The 21,016-nt window shown below is 65.5% G+C and carries 21 protein-coding genes and 1 tRNA gene; 9 read left to right on the top strand and 13 right to left on the bottom strand.

Annotation, left to right across the window (positions count from 1 at the left end):
- The coding region (locus VFV09_01325; GenBank protein ID HEU4866343.1) for a crosslink repair DNA glycosylase YcaQ family protein at positions 1-359 on the bottom strand (359 nt) is incomplete at its 3' end.
- Positions 360-520: 161 nt separating this feature from the next.
- Complete coding sequence (locus VFV09_01320) at positions 521-1,042, bottom strand: pentapeptide repeat-containing protein (protein HEU4866342.1); 522 nt, start codon at positions 1,040-1,042, stop codon at positions 521-523.
- Between the two features lie 43 nt (positions 1,043-1,085).
- Between VFV09_01320 and VFV09_01315 the strand changes: the two genes are divergently transcribed.
- Positions 1,086-1,616: a hypothetical protein gene (locus VFV09_01315; GenBank protein HEU4866341.1), complete on the top strand. Its 531-nt coding sequence runs from the start codon at positions 1,086-1,088 to the stop codon at positions 1,614-1,616.
- Between the two features lie 4 nt (positions 1,617-1,620).
- Here the strand turns inward: VFV09_01315 and VFV09_01310 are convergent, their stop codons facing one another.
- The 3 genes from VFV09_01310 to VFV09_01300 form a co-directional block, all read right to left on the bottom strand.
- Entirely contained in the window at positions 1,621-2,661 is a 1,041-nt protein-coding gene (locus VFV09_01310; GenBank protein HEU4866340.1) for a hemolysin family protein, read from the bottom strand.
- On the bottom strand, positions 2,654-4,009 hold the full coding sequence (locus tag VFV09_01305; protein ID HEU4866339.1) for a hemolysin family protein: 1,356 nt from the start codon (positions 4,007-4,009) through the stop codon (positions 2,654-2,656). Before VFV09_01305 ends, VFV09_01310 begins: the two co-directional genes overlap by 8 nt.
- A gap of 116 nt (positions 4,010-4,125) precedes the next feature.
- Positions 4,126-4,815: an NUDIX domain-containing protein gene (locus tag VFV09_01300; protein HEU4866338.1), complete on the bottom strand. Its 690-nt coding sequence runs from the start codon at positions 4,813-4,815 to the stop codon at positions 4,126-4,128.
- An 85-nt stretch (positions 4,816-4,900) separates the two neighbouring features.
- Between VFV09_01300 and VFV09_01295 the strand changes: the two genes are divergently transcribed.
- Both VFV09_01295 and VFV09_01290 read left to right on the top strand, forming a co-directional pair.
- Complete coding sequence (locus VFV09_01295) at positions 4,901-5,932, top strand: SPFH domain-containing protein (GenBank protein ID HEU4866337.1); 1,032 nt, start codon at positions 4,901-4,903, stop codon at positions 5,930-5,932.
- Entirely contained in the window at positions 5,929-6,816 is an 888-nt protein-coding gene (locus VFV09_01290) for a hypothetical protein (protein HEU4866336.1), read from the top strand. The genes VFV09_01295 and VFV09_01290 overlap by 4 nt, the downstream gene beginning before the upstream one ends.
- 226 nt (positions 6,817-7,042) lie before the next feature.
- Here VFV09_01290 and VFV09_01285 read toward each other — a convergent pair.
- The 6 genes from VFV09_01285 to VFV09_01260 form a co-directional block, all read right to left on the bottom strand.
- Positions 7,043-7,115 (bottom strand) — tRNA-Ala (locus tag VFV09_01285).
- Positions 7,116-7,157: 42 nt separating this feature from the next.
- Positions 7,158-8,564, bottom strand: a complete 1,407-nt coding sequence (locus VFV09_01280) for a cation diffusion facilitator family transporter (GenBank protein ID HEU4866335.1) — start codon at positions 8,562-8,564, stop codon at positions 7,158-7,160.
- Between the two features lie 45 nt (positions 8,565-8,609).
- Positions 8,610-8,996: a cytochrome c gene (locus VFV09_01275; GenBank protein HEU4866334.1), complete on the bottom strand. Its 387-nt coding sequence runs from the start codon at positions 8,994-8,996 to the stop codon at positions 8,610-8,612.
- Complete coding sequence (locus VFV09_01270) at positions 8,993-10,198, bottom strand: ZIP family metal transporter (GenBank protein HEU4866333.1); 1,206 nt, start codon at positions 10,196-10,198, stop codon at positions 8,993-8,995. The genes VFV09_01275 and VFV09_01270 overlap by 4 nt, the downstream gene beginning before the upstream one ends.
- A complete protein-coding gene (locus VFV09_01265) occupies positions 10,195-11,262 on the bottom strand; it encodes a multicopper oxidase domain-containing protein (protein ID HEU4866332.1) in 1,068 nt (355 codons plus the stop codon). The genes VFV09_01270 and VFV09_01265 overlap by 4 nt, the downstream gene beginning before the upstream one ends.
- 2 nt (positions 11,263-11,264) lie before the next feature.
- Positions 11,265-11,924, bottom strand: a complete 660-nt coding sequence (locus VFV09_01260) for a metal-dependent transcriptional regulator (protein ID HEU4866331.1) — start codon at positions 11,922-11,924, stop codon at positions 11,265-11,267.
- Between the two features lie 633 nt (positions 11,925-12,557).
- Here VFV09_01260 and VFV09_01255 point away from each other — a divergent pair.
- The 3 genes from VFV09_01255 to leuS are packed head-to-tail and all read left to right on the top strand — an operon-like array spanning position 12,558 to position 16,101.
- Entirely contained in the window at positions 12,558-13,202 is a 645-nt protein-coding gene (locus VFV09_01255) for a hypothetical protein (GenBank protein ID HEU4866330.1), read from the top strand.
- The gene (locus VFV09_01250; GenBank protein ID HEU4866329.1) at positions 13,202-13,582 is read left to right on the top strand and encodes a GntR family transcriptional regulator; all 381 of its coding nucleotides are present in this window, start codon (positions 13,202-13,204) and stop codon (positions 13,580-13,582) included. Before VFV09_01255 ends, VFV09_01250 begins: the two co-directional genes overlap by 1 nt.
- A 56-nt stretch (positions 13,583-13,638) precedes the next feature.
- The gene (gene leuS, locus VFV09_01245; protein ID HEU4866328.1) at positions 13,639-16,101 is read left to right on the top strand and encodes a leucine--tRNA ligase; all 2,463 of its coding nucleotides are present in this window, start codon (positions 13,639-13,641) and stop codon (positions 16,099-16,101) included.
- 52 nt (positions 16,102-16,153) lie between these two features.
- Here the strand turns inward: leuS and VFV09_01240 are convergent, their stop codons facing one another.
- Both VFV09_01240 and VFV09_01235 read right to left on the bottom strand, forming a co-directional pair.
- A complete protein-coding gene (locus tag VFV09_01240) occupies positions 16,154-17,383 on the bottom strand; it encodes a hypothetical protein (GenBank protein ID HEU4866327.1) in 1,230 nt (409 codons plus the stop codon).
- Positions 17,384-17,526: 143 nt separating this feature from the next.
- Positions 17,527-18,483, bottom strand: coding sequence for a diguanylate cyclase (locus VFV09_01235; protein ID HEU4866326.1), 957 nt, complete (start codon positions 18,481-18,483; stop codon positions 17,527-17,529).
- A 96-nt stretch (positions 18,484-18,579) separates the two neighbouring features.
- On the opposite strand from VFV09_01235, the gene VFV09_01230 reads away from it, so the two are divergent.
- From VFV09_01230 to VFV09_01220, 3 genes are read left to right on the top strand one after another with little or no spacing between them, the layout of a single operon-like run.
- Positions 18,580-19,443, top strand: a complete 864-nt coding sequence (locus tag VFV09_01230; protein HEU4866325.1) for a metal ABC transporter substrate-binding protein — start codon at positions 18,580-18,582, stop codon at positions 19,441-19,443.
- Positions 19,440-20,192, top strand: coding sequence for a metal ABC transporter ATP-binding protein (locus tag VFV09_01225; protein HEU4866324.1), 753 nt, complete (start codon positions 19,440-19,442; stop codon positions 20,190-20,192). The genes VFV09_01230 and VFV09_01225 overlap by 4 nt, the downstream gene beginning before the upstream one ends.
- Positions 20,193-21,011: a metal ABC transporter permease gene (locus VFV09_01220; GenBank protein HEU4866323.1), complete on the top strand. Its 819-nt coding sequence runs from the start codon at positions 20,193-20,195 to the stop codon at positions 21,009-21,011.
- The last annotated feature ends 5 nt before the right edge of the window (positions 21,012-21,016 follow it).

Genomic DNA, 21,016 nt, shown 5'->3' with positions numbered 1-21,016 from the left:
TTCAGCACGTCGAGGCCGTCCGCCCGGCCCTTGAGAATCCCGGCGAGGGCGGCGTCGAACACCGGCTGGAGCGTGGAGCGGAACTCGAGATAGTCCGCCGCCGTGAGCAGGTGCAGCGTGCCCCTCATCATCGTCGCCTTGAGGATCGTCTTGTCTTCGATCAGACGGGCGACCTCCTCCCGGCTGAGGCCCTCAACGCGGGTCCACAGCCCGACGAACGGCGCCACGGCGGACTGCGCCTGCAGGCCGACGAGCCGGGAGACCGCCTCGGTTGCCGCGCCGGAGTCCCGGGACAGAAGCATCTGGCGGGCCAGGATGGTCCGGTTGAGCTCCCTCAGGGTCTGGATCCGGTCGGCCATAGCCACAAATCTACTTCGGCCAATCAAAGGGCGGGGTGGGCTTAGCTTCCGGAAGCCCTTCGACCCGGATGCCCCCGGTACACTACGTCGCCGCGATCGCGTCGTGATGCTGCTTCCCGACCAGGAGGTTAGATCCGACCTACCGGCAAGAAGGTGCGCGCCTAAAGCCTGTTCCCCTTATTTTCCAGGTCGCCCCAGTGGTGCGGCCGCGTGATGGAGGGCGGAAGCCCGGTCTGCAGGTCGCCGGTTGCCGACTCGACCTGGGTCTGGACCAGAAAGAAGCTCTGCGACAGATCGGCTCCCCTCAGGTCGGCACCACGAAGGTCGGCGCCCCGGAGATCGGCCACGCTGAGGTCGGCGCCCCGGAGGTTTGCCCCCAGCATCAAAGCCCCTACGAGAGAGGCCCGGGCGAACACCGCCTTGCTCAGGTCGGCCGCAATGAGATCCGACTCGTTGAGGGTTGCCCGGGTGAGGTCGGCTCCGCCGAGGCGGGCTTCGCTGAGGCTCGCGCGGTGGAGAACCGCCTCGCGCAGGTCCGCCCGCCTTAGATCGGCTCTCCTCAGGTTGGCTTTCGTCAGGTCCGCGTGCCGAAGGTTCGGCCGGGTTTTGAGGTTGCGCGCCCTCCAGCCGTTCCACTCGCCCACGGAGTTGAGAAGCATCTCGACCTGTTGCTCGTCTGCCATCGGCAGAAGTGTAGTGGCGGCAAACCACGGTTAACCTTCAACCGTGCCCTATGCCCCCGGCCCGGACCTCAAGCCCGACTGCGAGAAGTGTTGCGGGCTCTGTTGTGTCGCCCCGGCCTTTGCGGTCTCCTCGGACTTCGCGATCAGCAAGCCGGCGGGCAAACCCTGCCCGAAGCTCACAACCGACTTTCGCTGCAGCATCCACGAGCGCCTGCGGCCCGAGGGGTTCCCGGGTTGTATCGCCTACGACTGTTTCGGCGCCGGCCAGAAGGTGACTCAGCTGACGTTCAAAGGGTCTACCTGGCGCAGCTCGCCGAAGGTCGCCGGGCAGATGTTCGAGGTCTTCGGGGTGATGCAGCAGCTTCACTCGATGCTGAGGTACCTCACCGAGGCGTTGGAGCTGGAGCCGGCCGGGCCGCTTTCTGCCGCATTGCAGGGCAGGCTCGATGAAGTGCGGGGACTCTCCGAGGGGACTCCGACCGATTTGATGGCCCTCGACCTGAAGGCCGTGAGGCTTCAGACCGACGACCTGCTCCTCAGGTTCAGCGAGTTCGTACGCCGCCGGGACCCATGAGCTTCTAGGCCGACTGGGTGGCGTCCCGGATTACCCCTACCAGCTCCTCCAGCACGTCCTCCAGGGTCACCACGCCGATGAACCTGCCGTCCGGCTCGTGCACCCGAGCCAGGTGGGTGCCGCGCTCCTGCATCAAGCGAAGGGCCGAGTCGAGGGGCTCGTCGGCGGCCAGGGTGGGCATGGGCCTGATGCGCTTGGCGGCGATCTTACGCACCCGCTTGGCGGGGTCCTCCTCCAGGACGTCCTTCAAGTGCAGGTAGCCCATCAGCTGGCCCTCGGCGTCGCGCACCGGGAACCGGGAGAACCCGGTCTCCGCCGACTTGGCCTCCACGTCGGCGGCGGTGATGCCGGTGCCCAACACCTCCAGCCGGGAGGTGGGGATCAGCACCGTGCGAACGCTGCGCTCCGGAAACGACAGGGCCCCCTCCAGCAGCTCGTGCTCGCCCTCTTTCAGCAGCCCCTCCTTTTTGGACTCGGCCACCAGCGCGGCCACCTCTTCCCGGGTGAAGGCCGAGGCCACCTCGTCCTTAGGCTCGACCTTGAACAGGCGCAGGATCGCGTTTCCGATGGCGTTGAGGGTGACTATCAAGGGCTTCAGGACCAGGACAATGGCGTAGAGAATCGGGCTCAAAAGCAGGGCCGACCTCGTGGGGCCCGCCAGCGCCAGGTTCTTGGGGACCATCTCGCCCAGGACCATGTGAAGGAAGACCACAATCCCCAGGGCGACGGTGAAAGCGATCGGGTGGAGCAGCGGCTCGGGAAGGTTCATCGCGGCAAAGGGAACCTCGAGCAGGTGAGCCACCGCGGGCTCTCCTATGGCCCCCAGGCCCAGGGAGCACATGGTGATCCCAAGCTGGGCTCCCGCCATCATGAGCGACACGTTCTCCATGGCTTTGAGAGTGATCCTCGCCGGCCTGGAGCCCGTCTCGGCCCGGGGCTCAATCTGCGAACGCCGCAGCGAAATCAATGCGAACTCGGCCCCCACGAAGAACGCATTGCCTATGAGGAGGGCTGCGCCGATGAGCAGGGCAGAGGCGTTACTCATCGGCAGCACCCTCCGACGACTGGTCGTTCCCACCGAATGCCGGGTCGGCCTGGACGTCCGCCAGCAGCCGGTCCACCCGGAATCCGTCCATTCTCTGCACCGTCAGAACCACGGGGACCTCTTCGAGGGTGACCGCCGCCACGTTGCCCACCTTCGGAATCCTCCCCAGCTCGCCCGCCATCAGGCCGCCGAGCGTGTCGTAGTCGTCGCTTTCGGGGAAGGCAAGGCCCGTCAGCTCCCGTGCCTCATCCGGGCGGAGCAACCCGGACAGGGACCAGACCCCGTCGGGCCGGCGGTGGGCGTGCAGGTTGGTCCGGTCGTGCTCATCCACAATCTCGCCCACGATCTCTTCGATCAGGTCTTCGAGGGTGACGATCCCCGCCGTCCCTCCGTACTCGTCGACCACGATCGCCATCTGCAGGCCCCTTCCCCGGAGAACGCTGAGCAGCTGGTCCAGGTTGGTCGACTCCAGCACCAGGACCGGCGGGATCATCACTTCGCCGATCCGGCGGACGGAGCGTTCGTCGAAGGGGGCTGCAATCGCCTGCTTGATGTGCACGACGCCTACCGGGTCGTCGACCCCCTCGCCCAGCACCGGGAACCGGGAGTGGCCGGTGGACCGGGCGAGCGCCACGAGATCCGAGATGGGTGAGTCGACGCTAAGTGTCCGCACCCGCCGCCGCGGGACCATGACATCGGCGGCGGAGAGGCCGCCGAACTTGAAGGACCGGATCAGGAGCTTGGCTGTGTTGCTCTCCAGGGTTCCCTCGGAGCGTGACCGCTGAACAAGGGAGAGCAGTTCCTGGGGGGAGCGGGCTGAGGCCAGCTCCTCCACCGGCTCCACTCCGAAGGCGCGCAGGATCCGGTTGGCGGAGCCGTTGAGGAAATCGATCAACGGCCCGGTGGCGGCGGTGAACGCCCGCTGGGGACCGGCGACTGCCCGGGCGACCTGGTAGGGGCGGGCCAGGGCAAGGTTCTTGGGGACCAGCTCTCCGAGGATCATCTGGAAGGCGGTTGTCAGGATGAATGCGCTTCCGAACGCGACCGCGGTAGCGGAGTCCGCCAGGCCGACACGTCGAAGGGGCCCGAGCAGGATTGCCGCCAGTGAGGGCTCGGCGATGAAACCGACAATCAGACTGGTAACCGTGATGCCGAGCTGGGCCCCGGAAAGCTGGGTCGAAAGGGACTTCAGCGCAGCGAGGATTCCCCCGGCCCGTACGTCGCCTTCACCGGCAGCCTTCTCCACCAGGGGCCGGTCGATAGTCACGAGGCTGAACTCGGCCGCCACGAACAACGCGTTGGCGGCGACCATCAGGACGACCACCCCAAGCAGGAGCCACTCGATCAAACGGTTTGCCCATCTGTGTTGGGGAACGGAAAAATCGGTCCGGCAGTCCTGATTCTAGGATGCATTCCGTCGGTTCCTCTTTCCGTGGGTACGCCGACCCGGCCGTTCGACACCGGCTAGCGAAGAAACGGCGGGTAGAGGAACTTCGCCTCACCGCGGCGGTAGAGCTGAGCGGGCCGCCCTCCCTGCCTGCTGGTGCGGCTTCCCGTCTCTTCCACGAATCCCGGGGTCGAGGTGACCTTGCGATGGAAGTTCCGGGGGTCCAGCGGGAAACCCCAGACCGCTTCGTACACCCCCCTCAGCTCCGCCACCGTAAACGACTCCGGGCAGAACGCGGTGGCCAGGGTCGAGTACTCGAGCTTCGCCCGGGCCCTCTCGACGCCGTCGGACAGGATGCGGTGGTGGTCGAAGGCCAGTCGGTCCGGCTCGGAAAGCAGGTCGTCGACCGACTCGAGTCCGGCGCCCGCAGCGTCCGACCCGGCCACCGGGTCGGGCAGGTCGGGGACCAGGGCCAGGTAGGCAACGGCCACCACCCGCCCGCGGGGGTCCCGATCCGGGTCGCCGTAGGTGGCCAGCTGCTCCAGGTGGCCGGTCTCTGCCGCAACCCCGGTCTCCTCGGCCAGCTCCCGGGTCGCAGCCTCGGCAAGTGTTTCGTCGTTCAAGACGAAACCACCCGGGAGGGCCATGCGGCCTTTGAACGGCGGGATGCCGCGCTCGACGACGACGGTCAGGAACCGCCCTTCCCGAACGGTGAGCACGACCAGGTCAACCGCTACCGCGGCCGTCAGATGAAGTGATTCGGTCATCTGTCCAGACTAATCGTCAGATTGACATTTATCCAGTATGGTCTTATCGTCTTAATGACGAAAACAACCGGAAAAGGAGATGAAGATGGCCGAGATTCAGCATCTACCGTTCGTTCGCCACCTGCGGGCCGAGCCAACCGCGTATGTCGTGCACCTGCAGAAGGGACGGCCGCGCCACAAGGGCCCGGGGCTGGCGTTCTGGTTCCTGCCGTTGACCAGCGCCCTCAGCGAGGTGCCCATCGCCGATCAGGAGCAGCCCCTTCTGTTCCACGCCCGGACCCGTGACTTCCAGGACGTGACGGTCCAGGCAACAATCACCTACCGCTTCACCGACCCGGTCCTTGCCTCCACCCGGATCGACTTCGGCATCGACCCGAAAACCGGCCGGTGGAACTCCGCGCCGCTGGAGAGGGTCGGGGGAATCCTGACCGAGCTGTGCCAGCAGCCGGCCCTCGCTCTCATCGGAACGCTGGGGGTGGAGGAGGTGCTCAATGCGGGCATTGAGCTGGTGGGGGAGCGGGTAGCCGATGCGCTGGTGGGCGACGCCCGCCTTGCCGAGCGGGGAGTGGTGATCGGAGACGTCCGGGTCGTGGCGGTCAGGGCCGAGAACGACCTGGAGCGGGCGCTTCAGACGCCGACCCGGGAGCAGGTCCAGGCCGAATCCGACCGCGCAACCTTCGAGCGCCGGGCCCTCGCCGTCGAGCGGGAGCGGGCGATTGCGGAGAACGAGATGCAGAACCAGATCGAGCTGGCCCGCCGGGAGGAGGAGCTGGTTGCCCAACACGGCGCGAACGCCCGCAGCCGGGCGACCGAGAAGGCGGAGGCCGACCGCATCGCCAACGTCGCCGAAGCGGAGCGCATTCGGGTGAGCGCGGCGGCGGAGGCGGAACGTGCCGAGGTGCTCGGCGCTGCCGAGGCGGCGTCCACCCGCCTGCTCGGTGAGGCAGCTGCAGCCGGCGAGGCGGCACGGATCGACGTCTACCGGGACCTCGACGCCCGGCTGTTGACCGCACTTGCGCTCAACGAGCTGGCGGCTAACCTGCCGGCCATCGACAACCTGACGATCACGCCCGATCTGCTCACCGACGTGATCCGGCGGTTCGGAGGGGCGGCGTGAGCCTGAAGCCCCGGGTTGTGGTGGTCCACCGCCAGACCGAGTTCGACGAGCTGGTCGCCCGGCACGGCACCCCGGGGCAGGCTGCGTTTTTCCTCTCGACCAGAGGGCGCAGCATGGAGGAGGTCAAGCGGCGCCACGAGCTCACGACGGAAAGCCTGGGTGAGGTTGCGGCGGCGATTCCCCCGGACTGGCGCCGGGGACGGGTCGAGCGGGGCGACCTCAGCCGGTTTGCCTTCGACCCTGGGGATGTCGTCGTCGTGGTCGGTCAGGACGGGCTGGTGGCGAACGTGGCGAAGTACCTCGATGGTCAGGTCGTGATCGGGATCGACCCGGAGCCGGGCAGGAACGCCGGGGTCCTGGTCCGCCACGCCCCGGGCGAAGCTGCCGGCCTGCTGCACCGGGCGATCCGGGCCAACCCTGCCAGCGACCACCTGACGATGGTCACCGCATCCTCCGACGACGGCCAGACCCTCACCGCTCTGAACGAGGTGTTCCTGGGCCACCCGTCCCACCAGTCCGCCCGCTACGCCCTGGTGTGCGAAATGGGCACCGAGCACCAGTCGAGCTCGGGCGTGCTGGTCGGGACGGGAACCGGCGCCACCGGCTGGCTGGCCTCGGTGGCCCGGGAGCGGGCGTCTGCGCCGGGGATGCCGGGACCTGCGGACGCTGCGCTGTGCTGGTTCGTGCGGGAGGCGTGGCCGTCCCGGGCGACCGGCACTTCGCTGACGAGCGGACGGCTGGAAGCCGGGGAGAAGCTGGCGCTGGTGGCGGAGACCGACGGCCTGGTCGTCTTCGGGGACGGCATCGAGGCCGACGCCCTCACACTGCGTTGGGGCCAGCGGGTTGAGGTTCGCGTCTCAGACCGAGCGCTTCGTTTGATTTAGGAGGCGAAGACCAGGGAGCTTGTTGTGTCGTGCGAATTTTCTTGCGTCGGTGACGCAAATTTAAGAATTGCGGTTAGGTCGGGACTGCTTTGTGGTCAGGAAAGAACGGTGCACGAATTGCCGGCTTGTGATGGGGCCTAACTTCGGGACCCCCCTATGCCCCAGCTAAGGGGTGAGTGTCTCGCGGCCGAGGACTACATCGAAGAGAATTACATACCTGTAATTGTGGAGCTAAGGGGATTCGAACCCCTCGCCTCCGCCATGCCATGGCGGCGCTCTACCAAATGAGCTATAGCCCCGGGAACAACGAGTTTACCAAGATCACGAAGGGCGCATTGTTCTCAGCCGCTGTCGACCGGCTCGAAGTGTACCGTTACTCGCTTCACATCGGGCCACCTGAGGTGGGTGGCATTCTCGATCCTGGTCGATGCGTCGTGGACGGCCAGCACCGACAGCTTCGGCTCCGCCTCGCAGTGCATGACTATGGCCAAGCCCTCCTCCGACTCGGTGATCAGAACCTCGTGGCAGTCGTGAACTTCGGGCTGGCGCTCGGCCAGTTGCTTGGTCCACTGCGCCAGAAGCATGTGGCTTTCGGTCACGTCCAGGCCGAAGGCGCCCTCCTCCAGCGGCTCGATGTGGGTGTCGACCCTGACCACTCCCGGAATCTCGCCCATGATCTCCCGCTCCAGCTGATCGGCCAGTGCGTGCGCTTTCTCCAGGTCCATCTCGGCGGGGAACTTTGCGTGCAGCGAGATGTGGTCGCCCTCGGGGTGCGAGGTCACTGCGATGTTGTGGACCTCCGCCACCACCGGCTGCCGCAGGGCGACCGCCTCGACCTGTTGGGCGACCTTCTTCTCGTCGGCCAGCGGCTCGACGTGGACGACCACGTCGGCCCCCGGCTCCTCCTCCCGGATGACCCGCTCGACCTCCTCGGTCACGTCGTGCGCCCGCTCCAGGGGGACCCTCCGGGAGATGGCGATTACCACGTCGGTCTGCGGTTCGCCCCCGACGTACCGGACCCGCACCCGGCGCACCTCCTCCACCCCTTCGACCCGGGAGGCGATCTGGCCTATCCGGGCGCTGGACCCGGCGGGAGCCCGGTCCATCAGGGTGTCTATGCTCGACCTGCCCATCTTGATGCTCATCCATGCGACGTAGCCGGCGATCCCGAGGCTGGCTATGGCGTCGACCGCCGGGTAACCGGCTCTCACCAGGATCAAGCCCACCAGGACGGCGCCCGAGCTGAGCAGGTCGGACCGGAAGTTGAGGGCGTCGGCCTCCAGGGCCGGGCTGCGCTCCTCCCGGGCGACCTTCCTGAGGACCGTCGACCGCCAGCCGTCTACCGTCATCGAACCGATGACCACCACGAACGAGTACCAGGCGGCTTCGATGTCGGCGTGGCCGGTCCGGAGGCGGAAGATCGCGTTCACGGCGATGTACATGGCGAGGCCCACCAGGACCATTGTCTGGAGCAGTGCCGCGAGGTTCTCCGCCTTGCCGTGCCCGTACGGGTGGTCGGAATCCGGCGGGCGGGCGGCGATCCGGACGGCGATGAAAGTGATGAGGGTCGTCCCGACGTCGAGCGCCGAGTTGGCCGCCTCGGACAGCAGGGCCAGGCTCCCGGTCGCCAGCGCTGCCGCTGCCTTGGCCGCCACGAGTCCGAGAGTGATGACGAGCGAAAAAAAGGCGGCCTTGCGGACGCGGGTGGAGTTGGGGGCGGAAGCGCCCGGGGCGGGCGGGCTGGCCATGGGAGGTGAAGTCTAATCTGCAGCTAGGGGAGTTGGCCGAAACTGCTACTTCAGGGTCTTGATGTATGCCACGAGGGCCTGGGCCTCCTCGAAGGTCAGGGAGTCCGGCTTGATAACCGTCTCCATGAGGCCGGCCGGGAATCCCTTCACCGTCTTTGCGCTCGGCTTAAGTATCGATTCGTGGAGGTACACATCGTCGGCGACGACCTTGGTCCCGTCTTCTAGTTCAACCTCGGACTGGTAGAGGCCCTTCCAGGTCGGTCCGACAAGCGTCGAGCCGTCGACCGTGTGGCAGCTGGCGCAGGCCTTGGCCTTGTAGAGATCGGCGCCGCGGGCGGCAGCCGGATTGGAGGTCGCACCGCCGGCTGAGCCGCCACCGCCGCAGGCGGCCAGCACGAACAGAAGGGGGAGTACCGGGGCGAGCCTGGTCATGCGGCTACGAACACCCCGGTCAGGAACATGACGGCGATGCCGACGGCGATCCCGCCCAGCGCCTCAACCGACGTTAGGCCCCCCTCGGACCTCTTGACCACACCAAGCACCTCGACGACAACCTGGGCGATGGCCCCGGCCGCCACGGCGAGAAACACGGTGGCCAGGGTGGGCGAGAAGAAGAACGCTCCGGCCCAGGCGCCCAGCACGGTGGGAAGTCCGGCGACGACGCCCAACAGGATCAGCAGGCCGATCGACACCTTGCGCTTGCCTAGAATCGAGACGATTCCGAGCCCTTCGGTGGTGTTGTGGATAGCGAAGCCGATCACCAGGAAGGTTCCGAGGGCGATCTCCCCCAGGCGATAGGCAGCGCCGACCGCCAGACCCTCACCGAGGTTGTGCACGCCGATACCCGCAGCCACGGTGAAGGCGGTGACCACCGCCGCGTCGGTTCCGGGACGGCCCCGGAAGGCCCGCCCGATCAGGAAGGTGGCGACGAAGGCCAGGGCGGCGCCCATGATTACGATGCCTATCCCGCCGAACGCCGAGGGCAGGCCGGCGGCCTCGCCGACTGCGTCGTCGAGGGTCTCGAACGCCAGGAAAATCAGCACACCGGCGGTGAACGCCAGGAAGAAGTTGAGCCAGCGGCGGGAGAGCGTCGCCAGGAACGGCTTCCAGGTCAAACCGATCAGCACCGGGATGAGCCCGATGTAGATGCCGATCAAAGCGAAGGTGAGCAGGAAGCGGCCGTCTACGGCAGGGGTCTGTGTGGCTACGTCGATGACGTGGTCGAAAGTCACGCCGGTCGACGTGACCAGCCGGATGTTTACCGGCTCGGTGTCGACCCAGGGGTAGGGGATCGTCAAAGTTGCCGACTTCAGGCGCTCGACCGAACCTTCGACGCTGGTGGAGAAGTCCCAGTAGGCGTCGTCGATGATCACCTGGGCGATCTGGACGTCGGACGGACCGCCGTTGGTGACGACCAGCTTGATCTGGTCCTCCTGAAGCGTCACCCGGCCGAAGGTCAGTTCCTCCACCGGCGGGAAGTTGCCCGGGAAGATGCCGGCCGGGCCGAGCTGGATGAAGAACAGCACGATGGCGGCAGTGAACAGCAGCGGCAGCGCGATCAGCGCCGGACGGCTTCGTGGGGTCTTCTCCTTTGCCGGAGTCTCGGTGTCGGGAAGCTTCTCAGTGGTGCTCACGGCGTCACCCGGAACATGCCGCTCCAGCCGAGCTCGGCGAACTCGCTGATGTGGGCGTGGAACATGTAGTCGCCCGGAAACTTGTAGGTGAACTCAAGGATCGACCGCTCGCCCTGGCCCAGGATGATCGTGTCCGTGAAGTTGTCCGGCTCCAGCTTCGTCCCGGTCCGGTACTCGTTGAAGAACGTGGCGTGGGTGTGGAAGGAGTTCAAGAAGTCGAACTCGGTGATGTTCACGAGGTAGACCCGCACCAGTTCGTTCTGCTTCACCTGGATCGGGTGCTTCATGTAGTGGTGAGCCACCGTGTTGACCGCGTAGATCTCGTTCTCGGCGTCGAAGTTGGTGTCGAAGGCGTTCATCACCATCACCATCTCGTTGGCCGGGGGCCGCCCGCCGGGAGGGTCGATCAGGAACACGCCGTAGAGGCCTTTGTGGATGTGGCGCTTGAGGGGCGGGGTGTGGCAGTGGTAGAGGTGCAGGCCGAAGGGCTCGGCTATGAACTCGTAGGTGAAGGTCTCCCCACGGCCGACCAGCTCGAACACGCCGTCCATACCGGCGGTGTGGAAGCCGTGGAAGTGCATGGTGTGCGGGTGGGATCCTGCGTTGGTAAACCTGATGCGGATCAGGTCTCCCTCGGTCGCCCGAAGGGTGGGACCCGGGACCTTGCCGTTGTAGGCCCAGGCCGCGAACTTCACGCCCGGCGCAACCTCGATCTCCACGTCGACCGCCGTTATGTCGTACTCCCGGAGGGTCTTGCCGTCGGCCGTGGTGGAGACCTTGCCGGGGTCGAAGTCCTTCAGGTAGTCCATCGGGTCGAAGCGGGAGAGGTCGACGTCGCCCACGCTGATGTTGCCGAAGTGTCCGCTGTGGTCATCGGTCGCAACCCCCGCGGCGCCGGCCACCCGGTGGACGTGCTGCTCGGCGGCTGCGGCGACCTTGCCTACCAGCGTGCTGGATGCCGCGCCGGCGACCCCCAGCGAACCGAATTTCAGTAGCTGGCGCCGGCTGATCACCGGGGTCAGGGGCGAGGCGCTGGATCGGGGGGCGCGACGGGGCAGACGCAGGTTCACGGCTGCACCTTCGAAACGTAGACCTTGGTGGTCAGCTCGGTTCCAACGGCGTGGCGGCGCTTGCCGACCTTCACCCAGACCGGGCCTCCGTAGGGATCTTTGCGTTCGATGACGATCTCCGTTCCCGGCTGTAAACCGATTTTGGCCAGGTGCCTCAAAACTTCCGGGTCCCGATCCGACACGCGCTCGACCCGGGCGGGGCCGGGCTCCGCCTGCTCCAGGGTGTCGTGGCGGGTCTCCAGATAGACGCCGCTCTTCGGCGGAATGGGGTCGCCGTGGCAGTCGTGGGTGGGGTTACCGAGGATCTTCGCAATTGCGTCCTCAACGTCCTCCGAGATCGCGTGCTCCAGGACCTCGGCCTCGTCGTGGACCCGGTCCCACGGAATACCGAGCGAGTGGTGCAGGTAGAGCTCGAGCAGGCGGTGGTGCCGGATGACCTCCAAGGCGACCTCGGTACCGCTTTCGGTGAGCTCCACGCCCTGGTATCGGGTGTAGGTCAGGTACCCGAGACCGCTCAGCTTTTTGACCATAGAGGTGACCGAGGCGGGGCTTACCTTCAGCCGGTCTGCGATGGCGCTGGTGTGCACGCCGTCGCCCGCCCGGGCGATCGAGTAGATCGTTTTGAGGTAGTCCTGAATAGTATCTGTGACTTGCATAAATCTAAGTTTAGGCGAATCTAAATTAAGCGCAAGTGGCATGCAGATCAGCATGGTCCGGGGCGATGGAGCACTGGAACCTTTGGAGCCGGCCGACATTCCGCCGGCTCAATGACCCGAGCGGTTGGTACGTCAGCAGGCCTTCCTTCCGGGACAAGTCCGGGACGACGTCAACGGCTTTGACCTATCAGCCCGGAAAGATCTCCCGGCCTTCTCCGTCACCCGGGCTTCCTCACTATCGGCTTGGCGGCCTCGCGCTTGGCTCGCCGGCCAGATCCCCTGTCCGGTTCGGGTGATGGGCTCGTTTACGCATAGACGATCCGTAGGGCCCTGGGTCGATCCGGGCATTTTTTCTTGCGCGGAATCCACAATCGTCCTATTGTTATAAGACATTGATACAAAGGACGGGATGTCATGGATATCAGATTGCTGGGACCGATCGAGTTGGCAGTTTTGCCATTGCTTTTGCTGTTGGTTGCTTTCCTGCTGTACCGGGCCCAGCGAATTAGTGAGGGCGACCTCCAGAGGTGGGCGAAGGCTAACGGAGTTTCCCTGGGAAGTGCAGGACCGCGGGTACGCCGCTATCTTGCCTGGACCAGGCGGTGCAGGGCTGCGGGGTTCCTGGGCGGGATCTTGTTGTCCCTCACGCTGCAGGAAGGGCTCGGCCCCCTGGAGGCGGCGATATTCGGATTCGTGGGATACCTGCTTGGGGCACTGGTGGCAGAGTTGCTGATGAACCGTCCGGCTAAGGCATCTGGGATTGCATCGCTCAAGCCCCGGGTGGTCACCGATTACGTACCCTTACAGGCTCTCAGCCTTTTTAGATCTGCGGCTCTGGTCTTCATCGTCCTGGAGGGTGTCTACGCTTTCACTCCGGTGGGCGCCCGGATCACGGGCTCACCCGCCAACGTCCCCGAAGCCAGCCCTGGAAGGTTTTTAGCCTCAACCCTGGCGGTGGGCCTCCTGATTGCCGGGATTGAGGGGGTGTTGCGATTGATCGTCTCCCGGCGACAGTCGGCGTCGTCGGCTGGGGAAAAGGTGGTGGACGATGTTCTCCGCTCTACTTCAGCTCACGCCATAACGGCCGGAGGACTTGGCTTGATGTGTCTGGCGATTGCGGGGGAGGCGATGGGCTTCGCTCCCCTTGAAGGTCCAGGCGGGTTGGTCGCTCAAGTGGTTGGAGCGCTGGCGATCATCTCCGCATTCGTGGCCTGGTTTACGTTGACCAGACCACGGCGCATGCAGTGGGACGCTCGAGTGGAGGCGCACTCGCCTTGATGCTCAAGGTAGACCCCTCGTCCCCCCTTCCACCCTTCGAGCAAGTCCGAGCGCAGATTGCGACCATGATCAGTGCTGGAGTCCTCACCGAGGGCACGCGCGTTCCCACCATTCGGCAACTGGCTAAAGATCTCGGACTGGCCAGCGGGACGGTGGCGCGAAGTTACCGAGAGCTCGAGCTCTCGGGATTGTTGATACCTAGAGGCCGTCACGGCACCTTCGTGGCACCGGTTCCCGACAGAATGCGGCGGCGAAGCGAGGTAGAGGGATTGCTGGCCGGCCCGGCTCAAACCTTCGCCATGCAAGCACGGCAACTGGGGGTCGATGCTACTAAAGCTCTGGAAATTGTGAGGAAAGCCTTCGACGGCCCTGTTGCGTGAATGCGCGGCCCGGCCAGCCGAACCGTCCGCCGGGCCGGTGCTGTAATTTAGGAGCCATGGCAGAGCGCTACGATCCGCAGTCGTTTGAACCCCGCTGGGCCTCCGAATGGGAGGCCGGCGCGGTTTACGCCGTCCCCGACGACCCGGGGGCCAAGCCGAAGCGGTTCGTGATGGAGATGTTCCCGTACCCATCGGGTGACCTGCACATGGGGCACGTCGAGAACTACACCATCGCCGACGCCATGGCCCGCTACTGGCGGATGAGCGGCTACGAGGTCATGCACCCGATGGGCTACGACGCCTTCGGCCTGCCGGCGGAGAACGCCGCCATAAAGAGGGGAACGCACCCGCAGGAGTGGACCCTGGCCAACATCGCCAAGATGCGTTCGTCGTTCATCCGCCTCGGCTACTCCTACGACTGGGGCCGTGAGGTCATCAGCTGCCTGCCCGACTACTACAAGTGGAACCAGTGGATCTTTCTGGAGATGTTCAAGCGGGGGCTGGCGTATCGCAAGACCTCGCCGGTCAACTGGTGCCCGGTGGACAAGACGGTCCTGGCCAAAGAGCAGATCTCCACCGGCGTCTGCTGGCGCTGCGGTTCGGTCCCCGAGATCCGCGACCTGACCCAGTGGTTCCTCAAGATCACCGACTACTCCGACCGTTTGTTGGACGACATGGACCAGCTGGACTGGGCCGAGTCTCTGTTGACCATGCAGCGCAACTGGATCGGCCGCAGCCAGGGGGCCGAGGTCGTCTTCAAGCTGAAGGTCGACGGGTCCGGCGCCGAGGTCGACTTCCCCGTGTTTACCACCCGCCCCGACACCCTGTGGGGGGCAACCTTCTTCGTCCTGGCCGCCGAGCACCCGGCCGCCGCCGACATGGTCAAGGGCACGGACATGGAGGGGCGGTTCACCGAGTTCGTGAACGAGGTCCGCCGCCAGACCGAGATCGAGCGGCTGGGGGCCAGCAAGACCAAGAGCGGGATGCGTCTGCCCGCGGTCGCAATCAACCCCGTCAACGGCGAGGAGATCCCGGTCTACGCCGCCGACTACGTCCTGATGGGTTACGGGACCGGCGCCATCATGGCCGTCCCTGCACACGACCAGCGCGACTTCGAATTCGCCCGCGAGCACGGCATAGAGGTTCGGGTGGTGGTTCAGCCCGACGGCGTGGAGGAGCTGGACGGCGACACGATGACCGAGCCGGCGCCCGGCACCGGCGTCCTGGTCAACTCCGGGCAGTTCACCGGCACCCGGGTCAACCCCCAGACGCAGGAAGGCATCGTCAGTGTCATCGCCTGGCTGGACTCGAAGGGCAAGGGAAAGCGGCAAATCAACTACCGACAGCGCGACTGGCTGGTCTCCCGCCAGCGCTACTGGGGCACACCGATTCCGATCATCCACTGCCCGGCGTGCGGCGAGGTGCCGGTTCCGGAGGAGGACCTGCCGGTCGTGCTGCCGCCGCAGGCCGACTATACGCCCACCGACGACGCGGTCAGCCCGCTCGCCAACAACTCTGACTTCGTCAACGTCACCTGTCCGAAGTGCGGGGGAGCGGCCCGCCGGGAGACGGACACGCTGGACACCTTCTTCGACTCGTCCTGGTACTTCCTCAGGTACTGCGACCCGAAGAACCCGGATGCCATCTTCGAGCCGGCCAAGGTTGCCAACTGGGGACCGGTCGACAACTACTTCGGCGGGGTCGAGCACGCGGTCATGCACCTCATCTACGCCCGCTTCTTCACGAAGTTCTTCAAGGACATCGGGATGCTCGACTTCGACGAACCGTTCCTGCGCCTGTTCAACCAGGGCCACGTCAGCTGGGACGGCAAGGAGATGAGCAAGTCGACCGGCCACGTGATCGAGGCCGCAGCGGTCACCGACAAGTTCGGCGCCGACTCCGCCCGCACCTTCATACTGTTCTCCAGCCCGCCGGCGGCCGACTACGACTTCCCGGCCGACGGGTTCGGCGAGATCGGCCGGGTGGCGCACAACTGGCTGTCCCGGGTGTGGCGGATCCTCGAGGAGCCGTCCGGCGAACCCGTCCCCGACGCCCTCAACCGCCAGGTCCACCGGGCCGTAAAAGCCATTACGGCCGACATGGAGGAGTTCGGCCTGAACACCGCGATCGCCAAGATGATGGAGTTGATGAACGCCTTCTCCAAGGCCGGCGGGCCGGTGCCCCGGGAGGCGGCGGAGACCTTCCTGAAGCTGCTGTCACCCATCGCCCCGTTCTTGACCGAGGAGCTGTGGCACCGTTACGGCAACCAGGGCTCAATCCACCGGGAGGCGTGGCCGACCTACGACGAGCGGCTGGCAGCCGTCGAGAAGGTGACGATGGTCATCCAGGTCAACGGCAAAGTCCGGGACAAGGTTGAGGTTGCCCCGGACATCACCAAGGTCGAGATGCAGGAGCTGGCCATGGAAAGCCCCCGGGTCAGGGAGTTCCTCAACGGCTCCGACCCGCTGAAGGTCATCGCAGTCCCCCCGAAGCTCGTGAACGTCGTCGTAAGGAACTGATCCCGGACGCGAAACCGCACCCAGTTAAGGGTGCGGTTCCATGCCGGGGAGATCATTGAAAGGACACCGAGTACGTGCCGGTGACCTTGAACGACACCTCCGAGTCGTCGCCCTGGGGAAAGGCCGACATGGTAAACGGCTTTGTGAAGTTCTCAGGGTCTGCAGCATTGACGTTGGGCCCCGCGTCGAAGGAGTCTTTCGCCGTCGTCCACTCGCCGCAGTCGTTCTGTCCCTCGTTCTTGGCGAAGTCGGCGGCGTTGGCTCCACAGGTCGCCAAGGAGAAGGGCGCCTCGAGTTCATCGTCGTCATATCCCACGAGCTTCAGGTTGAGCGTGGGTGGAGCGTTTGTCACGGTGCCCGTCAGGTTGACCACCTTGAACGAACCCGTGCCAGCGCTGGAGAAGATCGTCTTCGGCCAGCCGCTCGGCCCGCCGCCATTTATGAAGAAGGTGAAGGCGAAGTCGCCGGCGCTGAGGTCGTCACTGTCGTCCAAGACCTGGATCTGGCTGTAGGTGACGGAGACGTTTCTCTGCAGCGTCTTGAAAGTCCCGGATTCGGTCTGCCAGTAGCCGGTAACCTTGTTCTCGGCACTGATCACGTAGTGGTAGGTGGTGCCCGGATCCAGGTTGATCAGCTTGTTCGTGTGGCTGGTCTGGGGTCCGTCAACAAGGTTGAAGCTGACACCTTCGACGTCCTGGGTCTCGAAAACCTTGGGTTGGTCGGCGGACAGGACCGGAAAGGCCAGCGGCTTCTTCTGGCTTACGAGGACCACGGGGATCGTCGGCGAGTCGGTGGTGTAGCTGATCTTTGCCGAGTACCCGGAGGGGTCGGACGAAATCTTGGAGATGAACCCCAGGTCGATCTTCGGGTCGGATTGAGGTTCCTCCTCGCCGGGAGTGATCGTCAGGATTGTTGATTTGACGGTTACGCACCCGAACACATCCCTGTCCTGCTGAATACAGAAGAGATAGGTTGCGGATTCAGGCACGACCTCGAAAACCTTGCTGCCTGCCGGAAGATTGGACCAGGTGCTGCTGGGGCCGCCGTTCTTCGAGAGCGTGATCTCGGCTTCCTCCTCATCCCCGACATCCCAGGTGATCGTCGTGAGCTTGGAGGCGGTGTCGCCGATTCCGAAGAGCACCTCCTCATCGCTTGCGGCGATCGTCGGAGGGGCGGCCTGGGCCGGGCGCGCAACAATTGGCACCATAGCCAGGGCGGCGAACAGCACGGCAGCCAGACGGACGGAAAGGCGTTCTGCCGCTTCGCTTTGAGGTGCGAACATCGTGTTCCTCCTTTTCTCTCGGGACTCGGATGTCCCTACGAGAAGGGGAGGAGGACAGGGTTGATTTCCTTACAAAAAACGCTCGAAAATTGAAAATTGATCGCGGGCCGAAGACGAAATTGGTGTGGTGACGCTCCGAGCCGTCAGGCCCGCCCGTTGCTCCGGACTTTCTGGCGTTCCAGATAAAGGGCTTTGTCCGCCCGCTCCAGGAGGTCCTCGGCCGTGTCGTCCGCCCGCATCTCCGCCAGGCCCATCGTCACCGACCCGTGTACCAGGCCCTCAGCCAGGCCGGTGTTAACCAAAGACAGACGTTTTGCCGCCTCGTCCATCGTCAGGCCGGAGATGGCGCAGACAAACTCGTCGCCCCCGTAGCGGATGATCAGGTCGTAGGAGCGCAGATTCTCCACGAGGATCCGTGCGACCTCTACCAGCATCCGGTCGCCGGCGGCGTGGCCGTGCTCGTCGTTGGTCGCCTTCAGCCGGTCGACGTCGATGAATCCCAGAACCAGTGTTTTGTCCTCCCGCTTGGCCCGGGCAATCTCCCGATCGAGTTGCAGGAACCCCGTCCCCCGCAGGAACACGCCGGTGAGGTGATCGAGCGATGCGTCGGCCCGCTCCCGCTTGGAGGCTCCCCGGTCCGCCTCAGCGATGTTGCGGTCCCGGATTGCTGAGGTTCGCTCCGAAGCTCCCGATCCACGATCGGCCGAAGCCGTGCTGCGATCCGCTACCGCCGAGTTCCGCTCGCTGGCCCCGGCTTTGCGGTCCGAGGAGGCGTGCTGCCTGTCGTTCGCCGCTTCCTTCCTGACAGTGGCTGCATCGGGAGGGCGTTTGCCCGCCGTGATCTCGGATCTTGACGCCGCACGGTCCCGGCGTTCGGCGATCTCATCCCTCTGGTCGGCCTCGATGTCACGCTCGTCCGCCACCACGTCACGAAGGTCGCCCGCGCGGTCCCGCCGGTCGGCTGCCTCATCCCGTTGGCCGGCGGAGTCGTCGCGTTTGCCGGCGGCCAGGTCCCGGCGGCTCGCCTTGAGGTCCCGTGCTTCCGCTACCGAGGGGGTGCCTCGAACGTCGTCGGTCAGATCGTCAGGGTCTTCCGCCACACCCCACTATGCGCTTTCTCACCGGACCGCACCTCGATCCCGAACAATCGGCCCTCTAATTGCGAGTCATTCTCATTAGCGTTATCGTGCGACAGGATGAAACGCCCGATCACGCTCGTTCTTTTGACCCTCCTAATGGGCCTCGCAGCGGCATGCGGAGGCGGCGACGAGGAGGCGGACGACTCCCGGCGATCCGTGGTCACCGCCTTCTACCCCCTGACCTACATCGCCTCCGCGGTGGCCGGGGACGAGGCGGATGTCAGCAGCGTCACCCCCGCCGGCGTCGAGCCCCACGACATAGAGTTGACCGCCGCCCAGGTCCGAAGGGTCAGCGAGGCGGACCTGCTGGTCTATATCGGCCAGGGCTTTCAGCCGGCTCTGGACAAGCTGGTGCCCGAGGTGGCGAATACCCTCGACGTCCTGACCGTGCGGCCTCCCGGAAGCCGGGCGAAGGACCCGCACATCTGGCTCGACCCGATTCTCATGGCGGGCATTACCGACACCGTCGCCGACGCCCTGTCCAAGGTCGATGCCGCCAATGCAAAGACCTACCGCAAGAACGCCGATGCGCTGATCCTTGAGATCAACGACCTGGACGACGACTTTTCAAACGGACTGTCCCGATGCGACCGCCGGAAGATCGTCACCACCCACGAGGCGTTCGGGCACATGGCCGACCGGTTCAACCTGGAGCAGGTCGGCATCGCGGGTATCGACCCCGAGCAGGAGCCGTCGGCCCGGCGCCTGGATGAGGTGGCGAAGATAGTCGAGGCCGAGGACATCACCACCATCTTCTTCGAGGCCCTGCTGCCCGAGGACCTGGCCGAAACCGTTGCCGAGGAGACCGGCGCCGAAACCGCCGTGCTGGACCCTCTCGAAAGCCCCCCGAAAACCGGTGACTACGTCTCTGCCATGCGCGCCAACCTTGCCGCACTCCGGACGGCGATGGGCTGCCGGTGAGCGCCCCCGCAATAGCCGAGCTCAGGGACGTCAACGTTGCGCTGGGCCAGCAGGAGGTGCTCAAGGGGATCAGCCTGACCTTCTCCGAAGGGGAGTTCGTAGCCCTGCTCGGATCGAACGGTTCGGGGAAGACCACGCTGGTTCGGGCTCTCCTGGGGTTGTTGAACCTCACTTCGGGCGAGGTTCGCCTCTTCGGAACCCCTTTGAACCGCTTCAGGGAGTGGAGACGGATCGGGTACGTGCCGCAGCGATTCGGCGCTACGTCCGGGGTGCCGGCGACGGTTGAGGAGGTCGTGCTCACCGGCCGGATCTCGGTTGCCCGCCGGATGCGGGGATTTTCCTCCTCGGACAAGGAGGCGGCCCTCAGGTCCCTGGACTCCATGGGTCTGGCCGACGTGCGCAAACGACGGGTGTCCCACCTGTCGGGCGGGCAGCAGCAGCGGGTCCTGATCGCCCGGGCGCTGGTCAACGAGCCGGACTTCCTTCTGCTGGACGAGCCGGTGTCCAGCGTCGACCTCGAGAACCAGGAGTTGTTCGCCCGGACCCTGGAGCGGCTGTCCGAGTCGAAGGCCTCAGTGCTGCTCGTAGCCCACTCGCTGGGGGCGATGGAGCCGCTGGTCCACCGGACGGTCGTCCTCGACCAGGGCGTGGTCGCCTACGACGGCCCGCCGAGTCCCGAGCACCAGGACGAACACGCCCACCACCCGCAGGCGGCCGTCCACTCGGGCGGACTCCCCAAGGAGCGCTGAGTGGACGTGTTCGGTCTTGAGTTCATGCAGCGGGCGCTGCTGGCGGCGCTGGTGGTCGGGATAGCGGCTCCGTCGATCGGCGTGTTCCTGGTCCAGAGGCGCCTGGCTTTGATGGGGGACGGAATCGGGCATGTCGCGTTCATGGGGGTAGCCGCGGGGCTGTTCCTGGGGACCTCGCCGGTGATCACGGGCATCGTTGCCGCCTCGCTGGCGGGCGCCGGCATCGAGGTCCTTCGGGAGAAGGGCCGGACCGCCAGTGACGTAGCGCTGGCGTTGATCTTCTACGGAGGTATCGCCGGCGGCGCCCTCCTGGCGTTCAAGTCCGGGCAGTCGAACAAGGTGCTGGGTTACCTGTTCGGGTCGGTGCTGACCGTGAACAACGACGACCTGATGATCTTGTCCGTCTCGGGGGTTGTGGTGCTGGTCACCGTCCTGCTCTGGCGAAAGGAGCTGTTCGCAGTCTGCTACGACGAGGACGTCGCCCGGGTGTCCGGGCTCTCGGTCCGCAAGCTGAACTTCCTGATGGCGCTGGCCGCCGCGGTGACGGTCGGGGTCACCATGCGGGTGGTCGGGATTCTCCTCGTCTCTGCGATGCTCGTCCTGCCGGTGGCAATCGTGCAGCAGCTGTCGACGAGCTTTCGCACGACCCTGTTCGGGAGCATGGTTCTCGGAGGAATCCTGGGGGTAGCGGGGGTGCTTCTTGCGTTCCGGCTGGACACCTCGCCGGGAGCGACGATAGTGCTTCTGGCGATCGGGGTCTTTTTTCTGGCTGCGATGCTGGCCCAGTTCATGGGGCGGAGAAGAACCGCTACCGCTTAAGGCTC

It is taken from the genome of Actinomycetota bacterium, from assembly GCA_035759705.1.
Taxonomy (GTDB): Bacteria; Actinomycetota; CADDZG01; order JAHWKV01; family JAHWKV01; genus JAJCYE01.
The sequence above is the reverse complement of the archived record's forward strand: the minus strand, read 5'-3'. Positions and strand labels throughout refer to the sequence as shown.

Coding starts and splice junctions, on each gene's coding strand:
- VFV09_01300 (HEU4866338.1), bottom strand. CDS start 4,815: ATGACCGAATCACTTCATCTGACGGCCGCGGTAGCGGTTGACCTGGTC.
- VFV09_01320 (HEU4866342.1), bottom strand. CDS start 1,042: ATGGCAGACGAGCAACAGGTCGAGATGCTTCTCAACTCCGTGGGCGAG.
- VFV09_01230 (HEU4866325.1), top strand. CDS start 18,580: ATGAAACGCCCGATCACGCTCGTTCTTTTGACCCTCCTAATGGGCCTC.
- VFV09_01295 (HEU4866337.1), top strand. CDS start 4,901: ATGGCCGAGATTCAGCATCTACCGTTCGTTCGCCACCTGCGGGCCGAG.
- VFV09_01250 (HEU4866329.1), top strand. CDS start 13,202: ATGCTCAAGGTAGACCCCTCGTCCCCCCTTCCACCCTTCGAGCAAGTC.
- leuS (HEU4866328.1), top strand. CDS start 13,639: ATGGCAGAGCGCTACGATCCGCAGTCGTTTGAACCCCGCTGGGCCTCC.
- VFV09_01310 (HEU4866340.1), bottom strand. CDS start 2,661: ATGAGTAACGCCTCTGCCCTGCTCATCGGCGCAGCCCTCCTCATAGGC.
- VFV09_01275 (HEU4866334.1), bottom strand. CDS start 8,996: ATGACCAGGCTCGCCCCGGTACTCCCCCTTCTGTTCGTGCTGGCCGCC.
- VFV09_01260 (HEU4866331.1), bottom strand. CDS start 11,924: ATGCAAGTCACAGATACTATTCAGGACTACCTCAAAACGATCTACTCG.
- VFV09_01280 (HEU4866335.1), bottom strand. CDS start 8,564: ATGGCCAGCCCGCCCGCCCCGGGCGCTTCCGCCCCCAACTCCACCCGC.
- VFV09_01240 (HEU4866327.1), bottom strand. CDS start 17,383: ATGTTCGCACCTCAAAGCGAAGCGGCAGAACGCCTTTCCGTCCGTCTG.